Source organism: Jeotgalibacillus proteolyticus (assembly GCF_002926065.1).
Taxonomy (GTDB): Bacteria; Bacillota; Bacilli; order Bacillales; family Jeotgalibacillaceae; genus Jeotgalibacillus; species Jeotgalibacillus proteolyticus.
In genome coordinates this window covers 678914-694756 of sequence record NZ_PREZ01000001.1, presented here as the reverse complement: position 1 = coordinate 694756, position 15843 = coordinate 678914, and the positions used below count along the sequence as shown (strand labels likewise).

At 41.8% G+C, this 15843-nt stretch carries 13 protein-coding genes, 7 tRNA genes and 2 pseudogenes; 16 read left to right on the top strand and 6 right to left on the bottom strand.

Features of this window, described 5'->3' with window-relative positions; all coding sequences use genetic code 11:
• Positions 1–65 precede the first annotated feature (65 nt).
• From C4B60_RS03605 to C4B60_RS03575, 7 genes are all read left to right on the top strand, one after another.
• A tRNA-Trp gene (locus C4B60_RS03605) sits at positions 66–139 on the top strand.
• Positions 140–157: 18 nt separating this feature from the next.
• Positions 158–233: transfer RNA gene (locus C4B60_RS03600), tRNA-His, on the top strand.
• Between the two features lie 11 nt (positions 234–244).
• A tRNA-Gln gene (locus C4B60_RS03595) sits at positions 245–316 on the top strand.
• A 5-nt stretch (positions 317–321) separates the two neighbouring features.
• A tRNA-Gly gene (locus C4B60_RS03590) sits at positions 322–396 on the top strand.
• A gap of 9 nt (positions 397–405) precedes the next feature.
• A tRNA-Cys gene (locus tag C4B60_RS03585) sits at positions 406–479 on the top strand.
• A gap of 29 nt (positions 480–508) precedes the next feature.
• Positions 509–590: transfer RNA gene (locus C4B60_RS03580), tRNA-Leu, on the top strand.
• 137 nt (positions 591–727) lie between these two features.
• A tRNA-Gly gene (locus tag C4B60_RS03575) sits at positions 728–801 on the top strand.
• Between the two features lie 96 nt (positions 802–897).
• Here C4B60_RS03575 and C4B60_RS03570 read toward each other — a convergent pair.
• Positions 898–1575, bottom strand: coding sequence for a B3/B4 domain-containing protein (locus C4B60_RS03570; RefSeq protein ID WP_104056616.1), 678 nt, complete (start codon positions 1573–1575; stop codon positions 898–900).
• Between the two features lie 97 nt (positions 1576–1672).
• Between C4B60_RS03570 and queG the strand changes: the two genes are divergently transcribed.
• The 5 genes and pseudogenes from queG (at position 1673) to C4B60_RS03545 (ending at position 7171) form a co-directional block, all read left to right on the top strand.
• A complete protein-coding gene (gene queG, locus C4B60_RS03565; protein WP_104056615.1) occupies positions 1673–2806 on the top strand; it encodes a tRNA epoxyqueuosine(34) reductase QueG in 1134 nt (377 codons plus the stop codon).
• A gap of 58 nt (positions 2807–2864) precedes the next feature.
• Positions 2865–3326: pseudogene (locus C4B60_RS03560) on the top strand (amidase domain-containing protein); the annotation flags it as partial.
• 49 nt (positions 3327–3375) lie between these two features.
• Positions 3376–3849, top strand: coding sequence for a tRNA (uridine(34)/cytosine(34)/5-carboxymethylaminomethyluridine(34)-2'-O)-methyltransferase TrmL (gene trmL / locus C4B60_RS03555; RefSeq protein WP_104056613.1), 474 nt, complete (start codon positions 3376–3378; stop codon positions 3847–3849).
• A 106-nt stretch (positions 3850–3955) separates the two neighbouring features.
• The gene (nfsA, locus tag C4B60_RS03550) at positions 3956–4705 is read left to right on the top strand and encodes an oxygen-insensitive NADPH nitroreductase (protein WP_104056612.1); all 750 of its coding nucleotides are present in this window, start codon (positions 3956–3958) and stop codon (positions 4703–4705) included.
• 588 nt (positions 4706–5293) lie between these two features.
• A complete protein-coding gene (locus tag C4B60_RS03545) occupies positions 5294–7171 on the top strand; it encodes a PrkA family serine protein kinase (protein ID WP_425331149.1) in 1878 nt (625 codons plus the stop codon).
• 75 nt (positions 7172–7246) lie between these two features.
• On the opposite strand, the pseudogene C4B60_RS03535 reads toward C4B60_RS03545, so the two are convergent.
• Positions 7247–7439: pseudogene (locus C4B60_RS03535) on the bottom strand (heavy metal-binding domain-containing protein).
• A 108-nt stretch (positions 7440–7547) separates the two neighbouring features.
• Between C4B60_RS03535 and C4B60_RS03530 the strand changes: the two are divergent.
• Complete coding sequence (locus C4B60_RS03530) at positions 7548–7856, top strand: hypothetical protein (protein WP_104056608.1); 309 nt, start codon at positions 7548–7550, stop codon at positions 7854–7856.
• A gap of 201 nt (positions 7857–8057) precedes the next feature.
• The gene (gene yhbH, locus C4B60_RS03525; protein ID WP_104056607.1) at positions 8058–9206 is read left to right on the top strand and encodes a sporulation protein YhbH; all 1149 of its coding nucleotides are present in this window, start codon (positions 8058–8060) and stop codon (positions 9204–9206) included.
• A 215-nt stretch (positions 9207–9421) separates the two neighbouring features.
• Here the strand turns inward: yhbH and C4B60_RS03520 are convergent, their stop codons facing one another.
• The gene (locus tag C4B60_RS03520; RefSeq protein WP_104056606.1) at positions 9422–10723 is read right to left on the bottom strand and encodes an NCS2 family permease; all 1302 of its coding nucleotides are present in this window, start codon (positions 10721–10723) and stop codon (positions 9422–9424) included.
• A gap of 210 nt (positions 10724–10933) precedes the next feature.
• Between C4B60_RS03520 and C4B60_RS03515 the strand changes: the two genes are divergently transcribed.
• On the top strand, positions 10934–12589 hold the full coding sequence (locus tag C4B60_RS03515; protein ID WP_104056605.1) for a M20/M25/M40 family metallo-hydrolase: 1656 nt from the start codon (positions 10934–10936) through the stop codon (positions 12587–12589).
• A 35-nt stretch (positions 12590–12624) separates the two neighbouring features.
• On the opposite strand, the gene C4B60_RS03510 is transcribed toward C4B60_RS03515, so the two are convergent.
• The gene (locus tag C4B60_RS03510; RefSeq protein WP_104056604.1) at positions 12625–13251 is read right to left on the bottom strand and encodes a nitroreductase family protein; all 627 of its coding nucleotides are present in this window, start codon (positions 13249–13251) and stop codon (positions 12625–12627) included.
• A 263-nt stretch (positions 13252–13514) separates the two neighbouring features.
• Positions 13515–14048, bottom strand: coding sequence for a flavodoxin family protein (locus C4B60_RS03505; protein ID WP_104056603.1), 534 nt, complete (start codon positions 14046–14048; stop codon positions 13515–13517).
• Positions 14049–14266: 218 nt separating this feature from the next.
• Here C4B60_RS03505 and wrbA point away from each other — a divergent pair, with 218 nt between their 5' ends.
• Positions 14267–14878: an NAD(P)H:quinone oxidoreductase gene (gene wrbA, locus C4B60_RS03500; protein WP_104056602.1), complete on the top strand. Its 612-nt coding sequence runs from the start codon at positions 14267–14269 to the stop codon at positions 14876–14878.
• 50 nt (positions 14879–14928) lie between these two features.
• Here wrbA and C4B60_RS03495 read toward each other — a convergent pair whose 3' ends face one another.
• The gene (locus tag C4B60_RS03495; protein ID WP_104056601.1) at positions 14929–15825 is read right to left on the bottom strand and encodes an RluA family pseudouridine synthase; all 897 of its coding nucleotides are present in this window, start codon (positions 15823–15825) and stop codon (positions 14929–14931) included.
• Positions 15826–15843 lie beyond the last annotated feature (18 nt).

The window sequence follows — 15843 nt, the reverse complement described above, 5'->3', positions numbered from 1 at the left end:
CGCGGCGGACTGTAAATCCGCTCCTTCGGGTTCGGCAGTTCGAATCTGCCCCCCTCCACCATTATAGGGGCATAGTTTAAAGGTAGAACAGAGGTCTCCAAAACCTCCGGTGTGGGTTCGATTCCTACTGCCCCTGCCAATTTTAATATATAGCGTGGCGGTCGTGGCGAAGTGGTTAACGCACCTGATTGTGGTTCAGGCATTCGTGGGTTCGATTCCCATCGTCCGCCCCATTTTAATTTAATGGGCTATAGCCAAGCGGTAAGGCAACGGATTTTGATTCCGTCATTCCCAGGTTCGATCCCTGGTAGCCCAGCTGATGCGGGAGTAGTTCAGTGGTAGAACACCACCTTGCCAAGGTGGGGGTCGCGAGTTCGAATCTCGTCTTCCGCTCCAAAATTTTTTGGCGGCATAGCCAAGTGGTAAGGCAGAGGTCTGCAAAACCTTTACCACCGGTTCGAGTCCGGTTGCCGCCTCCATAAATAATTTAGTGCATTTGTTACTGCTTGCCGATGTGGCGGAATTGGCAGACGCGCACGACTCAAAATCGTGTTCCTTCGGGAGTGCCGGTTCGACCCCGGCCATCGGTATAAAGATTTATTTTCTGCATATAATGGCAGAAAGAAAATGCAAAGTATTTTAAAAGTATATCAATATATTTCTTTATTAAATTATCGAAAATGTTGACGCTTTTTTAGAAAAATGTTAAAGTATTTTTATTGCTGATGCGGGTGTAGTTTAGTGGTAAAACCTCAGCCTTCCAAGCTGATGTCGTGAGTTCGATTCTCATCACCCGCTCCAATACATAGCCAACGCAGTGTTTCGTTGAGAGTCAACGAAGCATTGCGTTTTTTCTTATGTAAATATATTAGTATAAGATAAAGAACGAGTGAAGGTTCACTCGTTCTGATTTGAAAGAATCGTCATTTCACCGCTGCCACCATGAATTTGAAGAAACATATCCATTAATGAACGGGTCAATTTTTTCTGGTTTTCAACCGGCTGATCCGGGGTCAGATAAATTATCTGAATGGCTTCTGACGTCGATTCTGATACGGCGGTTCTCTTAGAGTCCACAAATGGGCTGCCAAAAGGACCGACACTGTCTGCAGTAAGCAGAAGGTTTTCTGCGGAATTTAACCGGTTATTTAAGCCTTCAAACTCTTCTCCGGTGCTGCCGAGTCTTATGATAATATCTCCATCAATTTTAAAAGAATCGTACAGGCCAATTGGACATTGATATTGCAGTGAAAAGAAATTGTTCAGGTCTATTGCAGAATGAATCGGTGTTAAATAATTTTGCTTTTTTATCCGGCGATATAGAGCCTCCGCACTATGACGGTAGCGGTTGGGGTCTTTTCCCAGGTTTTTAAAGATGCTTCTCCATTCTTTTATTCCTTCGAACTCTGTCACACCTTTGTCCTGGAGTTCAAAGAAGATGGATTCCTGGAATAATTGGAGACGGCCTTTAAGCATCTGAGGCGACTCGCCTACCTCAATATCTTTATACTGAATAATACCAAATGAAAGCGGCTGCTTACTTTTTAGCAGCTCAGAATGAAGAGAGACGTTCATATATTCACAGCTCCTTAATAGTAGATTGTTCCAGTTTACCATATGGAAAGCTTGTCCATGATAAAATAAACCTATAGCGAATGAGAGGAGGGGTGAGATGGATTACCGGCTTTTAAAACAGGAAATTATTGATCATGCAAATTCTTTAGGAATTGATAAGATCGGCTTTACGACTGCTGATGTTTTTACAGAGATGAAAAATCATTTAATCAGACAGGAACAGCTGGGCTATCAATCGGGATTTGAGGAAAAAGATATTGAGAAAAGGGTAGATCCTTCATTAATTTTTTCTGAACCCCGCTCCATTATCGCAATTGCATTAGCTTATCCTTCAAGAATGAAAAATCCTCCAAAGAGCGTGAAGGGAGCAAGAAGGGGGATTTTTGCCCGGGCTTCCTGGGGGACTGATTATCATACAGTGCTCAGAGACCGTTTAAGCAAGCTTGAAGCGTTTATCCAGGAGAGAGTTCCTGAGGCTCGTTTCCGTTCAATGGTTGATACCGGAGAACTGGCTGACCGGGCTGTTGCAGAGCGTGCCGGAATTGGCTGGAGTGCAAAAAACTGTGCAGTCATTACACCCGAATTTGGCTCTTATGTTTATTTAGGTGAGATGATTACGAATTTGCCATTTGAGCCAGATGAGCCAATGCAGGACCAGTGCGGCTCGTGTAATAAATGTGTTGATGCGTGTCCAACGGGTGCTCTTGTTCAGGGAGGTCAATTAAATGCTCAAAAGTGTATTGCCTTCTTGACTCAAACAAAGGGCTTTCTGCCGGATGAATACCGTTCTAAAATTGGCAACCGGATTTATGGCTGTGATACATGCCAGACGGTTTGCCCTAAAAATAAAGGCAAAGATTTTCATTTTCACAGAGAGATGGAACCGGATGGTGAGATTGCCAAGCCGTTATTAGAGCCTCTGCTAATGATGAGCAACCGGGAATTTAAAGAAACCTTTGGCCATATTTCCGGATCGTGGCGCGGGAAGAAGCCTATCCAGCGAAATGCTATTATTGCCCTTGCCCACTTCAAGGAAGAGCAGTCCCTGCCTGTATTAATAGAAGTGATGAACAATGACCCAAGACCCGTAATCAGAGGAACTGCTGCATGGGCAGTAGGTAAAATTGGGGGAAGTAAGGCGAAGGATGCGTTATTGGAGTTTAAAGAGAAGGAAAAGGAAGGGGATGTACTTCAGGAGATTGAAAAAGGCCTTTCTTTTCTTAATAATTGATCATGTATTCCTTTAGGTTCTCGTAGGATGACATAAAGGGAGTGGTCAAAAAATGGCGTATAATAGAGGAGCTGCAGTTTTATATGCAGAGAAATGGTGGGACGGTAGAAACCCTGCATACCCATCCTTTGAAGTCGACTGTACGAATTTTATATCGCAGTGCCTGCATGCCGGTGGATGGACGATGACTGGCTATCCTAACCGTTCGAAGGGCTGGTGGGTCCGGCAATCCTCTTGGAGCTTCAGCTGGTCTGTTGCCCATTCACTAAAATGGTATCTGGATTCCAGCGGCAGAGCGCAGGCTGTAACCAGCCCCAGCCAGCTAAAGCAAGGCGATGTGATTTGCTATGATTTTGAAGGGGACGGAAGAATTAATCACACGACGATTGTTACAGCCATAAGATCCGGTGAGCCGCTTGTTAATGCTCATACAAGTGACAGCAGAATGAGGGACTGGGAATATACGGACTCTTCTGCTTATACATCATCAATTAAATATTACTTTTATTCTATAACATGATAAAATATAAATTGATTCAATTATTGACATGACTTTTGAGGTGAAAAGATTGGGAAATCATATTGTTTTGTATCAGCCTGAAATACCTGCAAATACCGGGAATATCGCCCGTACATGTGCAGCAACAGATACGGCTCTTCATTTGATCCGTCCTCTTGGTTTTTCTACGGATGATAAAATGCTTAAGCGTGCAGGACTGGATTATTGGACTTTTGTCGATATCCATTATTATGACTCTTTAGAAGAGTTTTTTGATAAAAATGCAGAAGGAGAATTTTTCTTTCTGACAAAGTACGGAGAAAAGCCTCATTCAACCTTTAGCTATGAGGATAAGTCAAAGGATTATTATTTTATCTTTGGACGTGAGACTTCAGGGCTTCCTTCTGATGTTATTGAGAAAAATAAGGATAAGGCTATTCGTGTTCCGATGAACGATCATGTTCGCTCATTGAACCTTTCTAATACGGCTGCGATTCTGGTTTATGAAGCACTCCGCCAGCAAAGCTATCCCGGCTTAAAATAATTACACCGCGATTATCAGCTGATGATCGCGTTTTTTTTCGTCATGCTTTGATTTTTACCGATAGTTAGATAAACTAAACACTAACGAGTAATAAGGAGGCTTAGACATGAAGAAAACAATTGAGACCTTAATGAATCATAGATCAGTGCGTAAATTTAAGGATGTTGAATTAACGAAAAGTCAGATAAAAACCATAGTTAGTGCAGCCCAGATGGCATCCACTTCGAGCTTCATTCAAGCTTATACGATTATTGGTGTTACGGACAAAGAGAAGAAAAAAAAGCTTGCAGCGCTTGCCGGGGGACAGGAGTACGTTGCTGAGAGCGGTCATTTATTTATTTTTTGTGCAGATCTTTATCGTCACTCGCTTATTGGCGAATGGGAAAATGCAGATGTTACACCATCAATTGAAAGCACGGAAAAATTTATGGTAACATTGATTGACGCAGCGCTTGCCGCACAAAATGCAGCGATTGCAGCAGAATCCATGGGCCTTGGCATATGTTACATAGGCGGTATTCGGAATGAGCTGAATGAAGTAAATAAAATTATTGATGCGCCTGATTATGTCCTTCCGTTATTTGGACTGACAGTAGGAGTGCCTGATCAGCACACAGAGGTGAAACCGAGAATGCCATTTTCGATGGTTTACCACGAGAATACGTACCAAAAAGAGCCTGAGCTCTTAAAGCGAAACCTGGATGAGTATAATCAGCAGCTATCTGCCTATTATGATAAGCGGACTCAAGGGCTGAGAAACGATGGCTGGTCTGATCAGATGGCAAAAATGCTGCAGCGTAAAAGCCGAATGTATATGAAGGAATTTGTAGAGGGGAAAAAATTAAATCGCCATTAACACGAAAAGCTGCCACTTGGGCAGCTTTTTTGCGTTTAAATTAGTCTTTATGTGTTCCTGGCTTTGAGTCGTAGCCAGCTGCGAAAATTGCAGCAAGAAACGCCACACAAATACCTAAGATTAAAGCTGTACCCATTTGTACGACCTCCTTATAACGAGAAGTATGAATACTGTTAAAAGTATACCCTATATTAACGCAGAAGTGAATCATCCTAAGCCTTGTTTATGTGGATAAAAAATGAAACTTGAACTACTCATACTGACCCCAAAAAGGCCAGCCGCTTGAATGGGGAATTTTCTCGCAATTTAAGATAAAAGTTAATTAAAATTGTAATAATTAAATAAGAGACATATTATTTTCATTTTTTCTTAAAATAGTGAAACACAAGGATTTTGCTTTTTGTTTAATTGGCAGCACTTCAGATGAAAGCAGGACAAATTTAGAAGTCGGGACTATAACGAATAAATTTTATTACAGCCATGGTTGAAAGAGCCAATTTAAAAGAAGATTTCATGCGAGCTTGGGTTCCTGCATACCTTTTTACATAAGGCCATAAGGAGGCGACATAATTGGATATTTTAAGAAGGATGGCTGAATATAGAAGTCAGGAAGATACGTTAAAGTGGGAAGGAACCTTTTCAGAATACGTCGAGCTGGTAAAAGAGAGACCATGGATTGCTCAATCAGCTCATTCCCGCGTCTATAATATGATTAAAGAAGCGGGTGTAGAGGACCGGAACGGAAAACGGGATTATCTATTTTTTAAAAATCAGCTTTTTGGATTAGAAGAGCCTCTGGAAAAATTAGTGGAGGAGTACTTCCATCCAGCAGCCCGGAGACTTGATGTAAAAAAACGTATCCTGTTATTGATGGGCCCGGTCAGCGGCGGTAAATCTACGCTTGTAACCATGATGAAACGGGGGATGGAAAACTACTCCAGAACGGATAAGGGGGCTGTTTACGCCATTAAGGGCTGCCCGATGCATGAAGACCCTCTTCATTTAATCCCTCATGCATTGAGGGAGGATTTTTATAAAGAGTATGGAATCCGGATTGAAGGGAACCTGTCCCCGTTAAATCTCATGCGTCTTGAAAAGGAATTTGACGGACAGATTGAAAATGTCCCGGTCGAACGGATCTTTTTTTCTGAAGATAAGCGTGTAGGGATTGGAACCTTCAGTCCGTCAGATCCTAAATCCCAGGATATTGCTGATTTGACCGGAAGTCTTGATTTCTCAACTATCGCAGAATACGGTTCAGAATCAGATCCGCGGGCGTACCGTTTTGATGGAGAATTGAATAAAGCAAACCGTGGAATGATGGAGTTTCAGGAGATGTTGAAATGTGATGAGAAGTTCCTTTGGCATTTGCTTTCCCTGACTCAGGAGGGGAATTTTAAGGCAGGAAGATTTGCCCTTATTTCAGCTGATGAAATGATTGTGGCTCACACAAATGAAACAGAATACCGATCCTTTATTTCAAACCGCAAAAATGAAGCCCTGCATTCCCGTATTATCGTCATGCCGATTCCTTACAATCTTCAGGTAACTCAAGAAGAAAAAATTTATGAGAAGCTTATTTCAGAAAGTGATGTATCAGATGTTCATATCGCGCCTCATACACTTCGCATTGCTGCTATGTTTACCATTCTGACCAGATTGAAGGAACCAAAACGTAAGGATATTGACTTGATTAAGAAAATGCGCCTATATGATGGTGAACAGGTGGAGGGCTTTAATAGCGCTGATTTAGAGGAACTTAAGAGGGAGTACGAGGATGAAGGCATGACTGGAATTGATCCCCGTTACGTCATTAACCGGATTTCTTCAACCATTATTAGAAAAGAGGTTTCCTCCATTAATGCACTGGATGTATTGCGATCGCTTAAAGAAGGTCTTGATCAGCATGCATCCATTACAAAAGATGTAAAAGAGGCGTATCTCGGATTTATTTCTCTTGCCAGACGTGAGTTTGATGATATGGCGAAAAAAGAAGTACAAAAAGCATTTGTGTATTCGTACGAAGAATCAGCAAAAACGCTTATGGATAACTATTTGGATAATGTTGAAGCCTATTGTCATAAATCGAAGCTTCGCGATCCACTGACCGGTGAGGAAATGACACCTGACGAAAAACTGATGCGTTCAATTGAAGAGCAGATTGGCATCTCAGAGAATGCGAAAAAGGCTTTCCGGGAAGAAATACTTATTCGCATCTCAACGTATGCTAGAAAAGGCCAGCGATTTGAATACCAGTCTCATGATCGTTTGCGTGAAGCGATTCAGAAAAAGCTGTTTGCAGACTTAAAGGATGTAGTGAAAATTACGACGTCCTCCAAAACGCCTGATGAGCAGCAGCTTAAAAAGATGAATGAAGTCATTGCGCGGCTCATTGATGAGCATGGCTACAACACAACGAGTGCAAATGAACTTTTAAAATATGTTGGCAGTCTCCTGAACCGCTAACACCACATAGGTCCTATTAAGTACACTTTACAAAGACCGGATAATTCTGGTCTTTTTTCTTTTCTTTAAAAAGTATTACACTGTTCTGACTGCTGTCCCATTAGCAATAACCATCATCATTCCTTCGCGCAATGTTTCAAAATCAAGATCTACTCCTACTACTGCGTTTGCTCCAAGCTTTTGCACCTAAAATCGCTTCGCCAGTAACAATGCCATAGTACTCAATTATTTTTTTTCCTTCTAAAGAATGTGTAGTTGTCATCAGCATTTAAATGAAACCTCCCCGTTTTTCATTCGTATAGTATAGTAGAACTTATTCTGCTCATTCCAATTATAGCTGAAATAAAAGGGATAAAATAGAAAGGAAGGATAATAAATGAAAACTTCCACAACGTTAAAGTGGATTACCGGTGGTCTTGAAGCATTCTTTGCTATTCCGGTACTAGGCGGAATAGTAATTGTCTCCTTCTCGTGGACGCCATTATGGATCATGCTGGGTCTTCATATTGTGACACTTGTTTTTGCTGCCCGTGAATTTGAAGGGCGATCTGGAAGCATTTTAGGAATCGTCACTAGTGTTCTCGGATTTATACCTTTCTTAGGCTTTGCACTGCACGTTGCTACTTCAATTGTGTTATTACTGGATGCCGCAAGAACTACAGCAAGAGAAAAAGAATATTATTAATTTCTTAGAAAGTTTGTCTCAAGCGGGACAGGCTTTTTTCTTTTTCCTGGGTTCTAAAATAGAAAGCTTCCTGTGTCAGAAGAAATGCTCTTCTATTTTTAAAAATGATAGAAATAGAACCGCGTAAAGACTCTTTTATTAGTAAATTTTTTTCTATTTGCGCATACAATGAATTACGAATGGAAGAAGGGAGAGCAGACCATGACAATGGAAGAGCAGACGTCCACAATCCTATCGCAAGAAGATTGGTCCCTTCACCGACAAGGACAGGATGATCAAAAGCGGCATCAGGAAAAGGTTAATGAAGCGATTAAAGATCAATTGCCAGAGCTCATTACTGAAGAAAGTATTGTTATGTCAAATGGCAAGCAGGTTGTGAAGATACCGATTCGTTCACTTGATGAATACAAGATCAAATATAATTACGATAAAAAGAAGCATGTAGGCCAAGGCAACGGGGACAGCCAGGTAGGAGATTTAATTGCCAAGGGGAAACCGGAGCCGGGTCAGGGAGCAGGCGAAGGAGCCGGGGAGCAGGCTGGAGTTGATTATGTTGAAGCAGAGGTATCATTGTTAGAGGTAGAGGAAGCTTTATTTAAAGAGCTGGCGCTGCCGAACCTGAAGCAAAAAGAGGAAACCGAAGAAATTACGAAGGATATTGAATTCAATGATATCCGCAATAAAGGTTTGACCGGGAATATTGATAAGAAAAAGACGATGATGAGTGCTTTTAAACGAAATGCTATGGCCGGGACGCCTCAGTTTAATCCGATCCTGCCTGAAGATTTACGGTTCCGTACATGGAATGAATCAATTGAACGTGAAACAAAAGCGGTGGTACTAGCTATTATGGATACGAGCGGCTCGATGGGGGCATTTGAGAAGTATGTAGCAAGAAGCTTCTTCTTTTGGCTTACACGCTTCCTGCGCTTCAAATACGATCATGTTGAACTTCGGTTTATTGCGCATCATACTGAGGCGAAGGAGGTAGAGGAGGAGACGTTTTTCTCCAAAGGGGAAAGCGGTGGAACAATATGCTCTTCTGCCTACCGGAAAGCGCTTGAATTAATTCAAAATGATTACCCTACACAGCGGTATAATATCTATGCATTCCATTTTTCTGATGGGGATAACTTGACCTCAGATAATCAGCGATGCCTGCCTTTGATTGAAGAATTGGCCCGTGTATGTAATTTATTCGGCTACGGAGAGGTAAATCAGTACCAGCGCCAATCCTCGTTAATGTCCATTTATAAGAAAATCCCTGAAGAAGAATTACGGTATTTTATTTTGAGACGAAAATCAGATGTGTTTTTTGCACTAAAGCATTTTCTCAGAGAAGAAGAGTAAGGTAAGAAAAAACCACCGAAGAAGAAATTCTTCGGTGGTTTTATTTGTGTGCTTATGGTTGTCGGGCCTGAACGAGCGCCTTCCGCTTTTAATGGTATTCAGCTCCACCGGGCAGCTCCTCGGATCATAAGCCACTAAGCCATTCAGGCAAAAAGCGCCTGATTGGCTTAGCGTCTTATGTCTGTCGGAGCTAAACGCCCGCTTCCGCTTTTATGTTAATGCGGTAAAAATACGAGTTGGTAGGCGAATAGGACGGCGAAGATGTAGACGAGTATGTGTACTTCTTTCCATTTTCCTTTAAAGATTTTAAGGATTGGATAGGAGATGAAGCCGAGTGCTATTCCTGTTGCGATGCTTGATGTGAGCGGCATGCTTAATATAATGATGAAGGCCGGGAAGGCTTCGTCGATTTCATCCCAGTTAATTTTTGCAATAGTTCCCATCATCAGGCTTCCTACAATGATAAGCGCTGGTGCTGTGATGGCTGAGACACCGGAAACAGCTCCTACAAGCGGGCCAAAGAAGGCGGCAACGATGAACAAAAAAGCAACTGTAACCGTTGTTAACCCTGTACGGCCTCCTGCTGCTACGCCTGCGGAGGATTCAATGTAGGCGGTTGTTGGACTTGTTCCGACCATTGCGCCTGCTGTAGCAGCCACTGAGTCAGCCAGAAGCGCCTGTCTTGCACGCGGCATAGTTTTGCCCTTCATAAGTCCTGCCTGCTGAGCGACTCCAATCATTGTACCTGTCGTATCAAAGATGGTAACAAGTAAAAAAGAAAAAACGACAGCATATAATCCATATTGAATAACATCGCCTAATGCAGCAATAGGATTGGATACGATAAGTCCTTCAGGAAGATGCGGAAGTGCAACGATCCCATCAAATGTGAGCTGGTTTGTGAAATAAGCGATCGTCCCCGTGATAAGCATTCCAAGGAACAAGGCACCGTTGACACGCAGTACCATTAGTATTAGCGTGATAAACAGACCGGAAAATGCCAATATAACCTGTGGTGAATGAAGATCGCCCAGTGTTACCAGATTATCGGGATGGGCAACAATTATTCCGGTTAAACGCATTCCTATAAATGCAATGAATAACCCAATGCCTGCTGTGATTCCATGCTTCAGATTATCAGGAATCGCCTCAATTAATTTTTTTCTTAATGGAGTTAAGGAAAGCAGCGTAAAAATAATACCTGCAATAAATACAGCTGCAAAGGCCACTTCATACGTGATGTTGTTGGTTCCAACCACGGAAAAAGCAAAGTATGCATTTAAGCCCATACCAGGAGCAATTGCAATTGGATAGTTCGCAAATAAAGCCATCCACAGTGTTCCAATGACAGTAGCAATAATGGTTGCCAAAAATACTTGATCAAAAGGAACGCCAGCACTTGAAAGAATAATCGGGTTTACAACTACGATGTATACCATCGTCATAAAGGTGGTAAAGCCCGCTAAGATTTCTGTTTTTACCGTAGTTTGATTTTCTTTTAAATGAAATCGAAACATACATTTTCAACCCCTCATAAAAAATACGAACAATAAAAAATCACAAAACCTATAATATTCGTTTTTAATGATGGATTCAACCCTTTTGCAAAATAAAAAGTACTTTTTTATGAAAAATACTTTGTTTTAATCGTTGCAATTTTCTAATGATTAGATAAGATGAAAAGATGGGGCTTAAAAATAGACAATCGCTCTGAAAGCAGGTGGATTATGTATAAAGAATTAAAGAATAAATCAACCGCCGATCGGGTGGAACAATTCACACGTGAACTGGTAAAAAGGAAAAGCTATACCGGTACACCGGGTGAAGCTGGGAAAGCAGATTTCATCTTATCTATTATCAAATCATTTCCATATTTCGAACAAAACCCTGATGAGGTTTGGGCCCAAACGATCCCGAATGATCCACAGGGCCGGAAAAATATTTGGGCAAGACTTAAGGGAAGCCAGCCGAAGTCCGTCCTTTTTCACAGTCATATAGATACGGTGGGCACGGATGATTTTGGCGTACTTCAATCAATCGCCCACGACCCGGATGCTCTTCAGGCCTACTTTTCTTCATATGAAGGAGATGAGCGGGCAAGAGAGCAGGCGCTGTCGGGAGACTGGCTGTTTGGGCGGGGATCACTGGATATGCAAAGCGGCGCTGCCATTCATTTAGCGAATCTGCTTTATTTATCAGAACAAAACGAGCCCTTAAACGGCAATATGCTTTTTTTGTTTAACCCCGATGAAGAAAGTGAACACGCGGGGATGCTTGCGGCTCTTCATGAGCTTAAAAGGATGAAGGACGAGGGTTACCAGTTTGCGGCAGCGATTAATAATGATTTTATCGCTCCTATGCATGACACGGATGACGTTAAATATATTTATACAGGGGCAGCTGGGAAGGTATTGCCTTCTTTTTATATCTATGGACGCGAAGCACATGTTGGAGATGTGTTAACAGCGATCGATCCAACCCTGGTCGGTTCTGAGATCAACAGGAAAATAAATCAAAATTTAGACCTGGTTGAAAAGCTTGAAGGGGAATATGTACTGCCTCCTGCATGCTTATACTTTAAAGAAGATAAGCATGATTACAATGTGCAAACAGCAGTAAGTGCAAGGCTGTATTTTAATTACTTTGTTTTTGAACAAACCGCTAAGGATGTTATGGATAAGCTTCGGTCTATTACAAGGGAAACTGTGAACGAGCTAAAAACACTTAGCGAAAAGCGATACAGCGAATTCCGCATCAGTCATGGATTCCCACCAAGCAATTGGAGCTGGGATATGGATGTCTGCACCTATGAAGAGCTGCAAAATGAGCTAAGAGAAAAAGGCCTTCCGGTGGATGAGGTGCTGGATGAAGTGGCACAGAACTGGCTTGGAAAAGACCGGAGAGATGCCTCATTTGCCCTGGTGGAGGCACTTCAGCAGCTGGACCCTGATAAAAAGCCCAGAGTCATTATGTTTTTTGCTCCGCCATTTTTGCCTCATAACTATTTAAATGAGCAGTATGAATTTGGTGCTGAAATTCAGGAGAAGCTTTTTAAGCGTTTGGAAGTAGTTTCGAATGAAAGTGGAGAGGTTTTTGCGACGAAGCGATTTTTTCCTTATTTAGCAGATGGCAGTTATCTTTCACTTCATGAGTCAGAGGAAGAAGTGAATGTGTTAAAGAAAAATATGCCGAGGATGTCACAAATTTATCCACTGCGTATTGATTTAATTCGCAGCATTAATATTCCTTCTATCAATATCGGTGTTTACGGGCGGGACGGACATAAATGGACAGAACGGGTCTATAAGCCTTATACATTCCATGTTCTTCCCGGCTTAATAAGAAATTTCGCCTTGGATTTAATCGCCAAAAAAGATAAATAAAAAAGGAGAGCGCATTTTTGCGCTCTCTGTTTAAATTATACAAAGGATACTAAATTGTTAATATCGAGTCTGCCTGATGGGCGGGCTTCTTTTGCAGCCTTGCCTATCGTAATAAGCATAATCGGGACATATCTGTCCGACACTTCAAACTCTTCTACAAGCTGAGATGCATTAAAGCCGCCGATTGGGCATGAGTCCCATCCTTTTGCTTTAGCAGCAAGCATTAATTGCATTGCAGCAAGTGAAGCATTTGTAAAAGCGGCGTCACGGGCAAAGCGTTCATTCTCATAAGCCGCTTGAATCTGTCCGTTTAGTGCTTGTTTAATTTCCTCTGACATATGACCATTTAATACAGCAGGGTCAAACACAGGGTCTACGTTTTCGTTTGCCTGCAGATCACCAAGCACTGCAATAACAGCAGAAGCTTCTGTAATCTGCTGCTGGTTGTAAGCGATCGGCAGAAGGCGCTCCTGTGATTCTTTATTATGGAAGGCAAGGAAGTTCCAGTGCTGAAGATTCCAAGCAGAAGGCGCCTGCCCTGTAATTTCAAGAATCTCCATTAATTCGTCTCTGGAAATTTCGGCCGCCGGATCATATTGTTTAGTTGCTTTGCGATCTTTCATCACAGTAAGCACACTTTGTTCTAAAGTCGATGATGTCATAAAATTTCCTCCTTTACGTACATGTAAGTTAGTTACTTTTAGTTAGTAGTAAGCAGCTTTTAATATAGTATAGATAAATTAAGGCGTCAAGAAATTGAACTGATTTATAGGAAGGGATTTATTTCTTCTCAATATAAAAAGATGTTGAGACAAATGAGTGTCTCAACATCTTTCATCCGGTTCATTGTGCTTCAGGCGGACGCTTCCGCTTCATCTCGCAGGAGTCCCCATTTTTAAAATTAGTATGTCCCGGGAAAAGCTGCTTAGGAGAGAAAAGAAGAAATTCTTCTAAGCTGCTCTTTTTCATTATTCATATCTCCAGGTCTTTTTGCTTCCCCAATGAAATAATTTTTAAAATCCATCTCAACAAATTCACATATCAACTGAAATTGAAGAACGAGCGGAATGCCTTTTACATTTACCTTATCTCCTCCGCAGGTGATAAGATAAGCAGGTTTATTTTTGATCCGCTGTTTAAAATTAAGATCAGGGTCCCGTAAAGCCTGTGACCACCGGTCAACGAATGTTTTCATGTAACCGCTCATCCCGTACCAGTACACTGGTGTTGCAAATAGCACTTTATCTGCCTGAAGCATTTTTTCAATCAGCGAAGAATGATCGTCCTCTACAGGGGTGAACCCATTTTCTGAATGCCTCTCATCAACAATCTGATGGATTGTATGATTTCTTAAATAAATCCACTCAACATCCCCATCGTAGTTTTTGGCCGCTTCCTTCGCCAGAATTTCTGTATTCCCGTTTTCTCTGGAGCTTCCGCTTATAATCACCAAACTCATTTTAACCGCCTGCTTTCGTATAAAAATAAAAAAAAGCCTACATTGAATTATATACGTGAGAATAACTAAATTCATTCATTTAACACTGACTGAAAATAATTAGTCTGAAAATATGGAAACAGCAGAAGATTGGTTTGTTTAATTTTTAAATGTGGGGGGATTATAGTAAAGAATGTCTTAGTTCACAAGATCTATTTAATTAAAGGAGAGATGAGAAAATGGCAAATGCTAAATTGGCTATTATTTACTACAGCTCTACTGGAACTAATTACACAATGGCAAGATGGGCAGAGGAAGCAGCTAAAGAGGCAGGTGCTGAGGTTAAGGTCTTAAAAGCCCCTGAAACAGCCCCTCACGAAGCAATTTCTTCTAATCCGGCCTGGAAAAAACATTACGAGGAAACAAAGGATGTTCCAAATGTTACACTTCATGACTTAGAGTGGGCGGATGCCTTTATTTTCAGTACACCTACACGCTACGGAAGCATGCCGGCGCAAATGAGGCAGTTTTTAGATACGACAGGTGGTCTTTGGTTTAACGGTAAGTTAGTAAATAAAGTAGTAAGCGGAATGAGCTCCGCACAAAATCCTCATGGCGGACAGGAAGCGACGATCCTGAACCTTTACACAACGATGATGCATTGGGGAGCGATTATTGCATCACCCGGCTATACCGACCCTGTCACTTTTTCCTCAGGAGGAAATCCTTACGGAACAAGTGTTACAGTAGATCAGGACGGCAATATGCTTGAAGATATTGAAGAAGCTGTTAAACACCAGACAAGACGTACGCTTCAAATAACTGAATGGGTAAAACAGGGCTCTCAATAAACAATTAGTAGAACTATTGTCAGTATATAGAAAAAAGCTTGAGCCTTTGCTCAAGCTTTTTTTATGGAAAAGCGCGGAGGCAAAACCGGATCTGGTGCATCAGCAGCAATGAATTCTCCGCTAAGAGGATTTGTAAAAGATAAGCGGGCTGCATGGAGCGCCTGAATCGTCTGGCTGGCTATTTTTTTCCCGCCATATAGAGTATCTCCTGCTAAAGGATGCCCTATATGTGCCAGATGAACCCGGATCTGATGGGTCCGGCCAGTATCTAGATTCAGTTCAAGCCAAGTCTGATTCGTTTCAGGAGAAAAGCTGATTTTCTTGAAATGCGTAACGGCTGACTGACCTCCTTTAGAAACTCTTTTCCGCGTATTATGGTGACGATCATTTCCGATTGGTTCATTAATGGTGCCAGAGGATGGGGTAACATTCCCTTCCGCCAGTGCCCAATAAGTGCGCTTGATCATGCGCTGCTCTAAAAGACGGTCAAGAAGGGGCTTAATGGCCGAGTGCTTTGCAAATAAAATTGCACCTGTTGTATCGCGGTCAAGTCTGTGAATGGGCTGTGTATAGCCGGTTCCGCCTTTTTGCTGAAGGTAATAGACAACCGCGTTAACTAAGGTGCCAGAATCTGCTGGATCATTAGGGTGAGTATCCAGATAAGGAGGCTTATTTATAACAAGCAGATGCTCATCTTCATGTAAAATAGTTAAATTCATTTTTGCCGGAGTGTAGGTCTGCTGATCTTCCTTGTTTCGAATTGTCAGGCGGTCTCCTTGGGCTAAAACCGTTTTCCATTGGGCAAGCTCTCCATTTAAAGCAATTGCTTTTTCCATGCGCCACTCATGAATAAGCTTCTTCCCGAATTTCCATTCCTCTTTCAGCGCCTGCTCAATGGTTTTTCCTGCGATTTTATCAGTGATTTTGATCGAAAATTCATTCGTCATGATTATTTCTCCTTATGC

What these genes read in the sequence shown, in the direction of transcription:
- C4B60_RS03570 (WP_104056616.1), bottom strand. Translation starts at nt 1,575, where the DNA reads ATGAACGTCTCTCTTCATTCTGAGCTGCTAAAAAGTAAGCAGCCGCTT.
- queG (WP_104056615.1), top strand. Translation starts at nt 1,673, where the DNA reads ATGGATTACCGGCTTTTAAAACAGGAAATTATTGATCATGCAAATTCT.
- nfsA (WP_104056612.1), top strand. Translation starts at nt 3,956, where the DNA reads ATGAAGAAAACAATTGAGACCTTAATGAATCATAGATCAGTGCGTAAA.
- C4B60_RS03545 (WP_425331149.1), top strand. Translation starts at nt 5,294, where the DNA reads ATGGCTGAATATAGAAGTCAGGAAGATACGTTAAAGTGGGAAGGAACC.
- C4B60_RS03530 (WP_104056608.1), top strand. Translation starts at nt 7,548, where the DNA reads ATGAAAACTTCCACAACGTTAAAGTGGATTACCGGTGGTCTTGAAGCA.
- yhbH (WP_104056607.1), top strand. Translation starts at nt 8,058, where the DNA reads ATGACAATGGAAGAGCAGACGTCCACAATCCTATCGCAAGAAGATTGG.
- C4B60_RS03520 (WP_104056606.1), bottom strand. Translation starts at nt 10,723, where the DNA reads ATGTTTCGATTTCATTTAAAAGAAAATCAAACTACGGTAAAAACAGAA.
- C4B60_RS03515 (WP_104056605.1), top strand. Translation starts at nt 10,934, where the DNA reads ATGTATAAAGAATTAAAGAATAAATCAACCGCCGATCGGGTGGAACAA.
- C4B60_RS03510 (WP_104056604.1), bottom strand. Translation starts at nt 13,251, where the DNA reads ATGACATCATCGACTTTAGAACAAAGTGTGCTTACTGTGATGAAAGAT.
- C4B60_RS03505 (WP_104056603.1), bottom strand. Translation starts at nt 14,048, where the DNA reads ATGAGTTTGGTGATTATAAGCGGAAGCTCCAGAGAAAACGGGAATACA.
- wrbA (WP_104056602.1), top strand. Translation starts at nt 14,267, where the DNA reads ATGGCAAATGCTAAATTGGCTATTATTTACTACAGCTCTACTGGAACT.
- C4B60_RS03495 (WP_104056601.1), bottom strand. Translation starts at nt 15,825, where the DNA reads ATGACGAATGAATTTTCGATCAAAATCACTGATAAAATCGCAGGAAAA.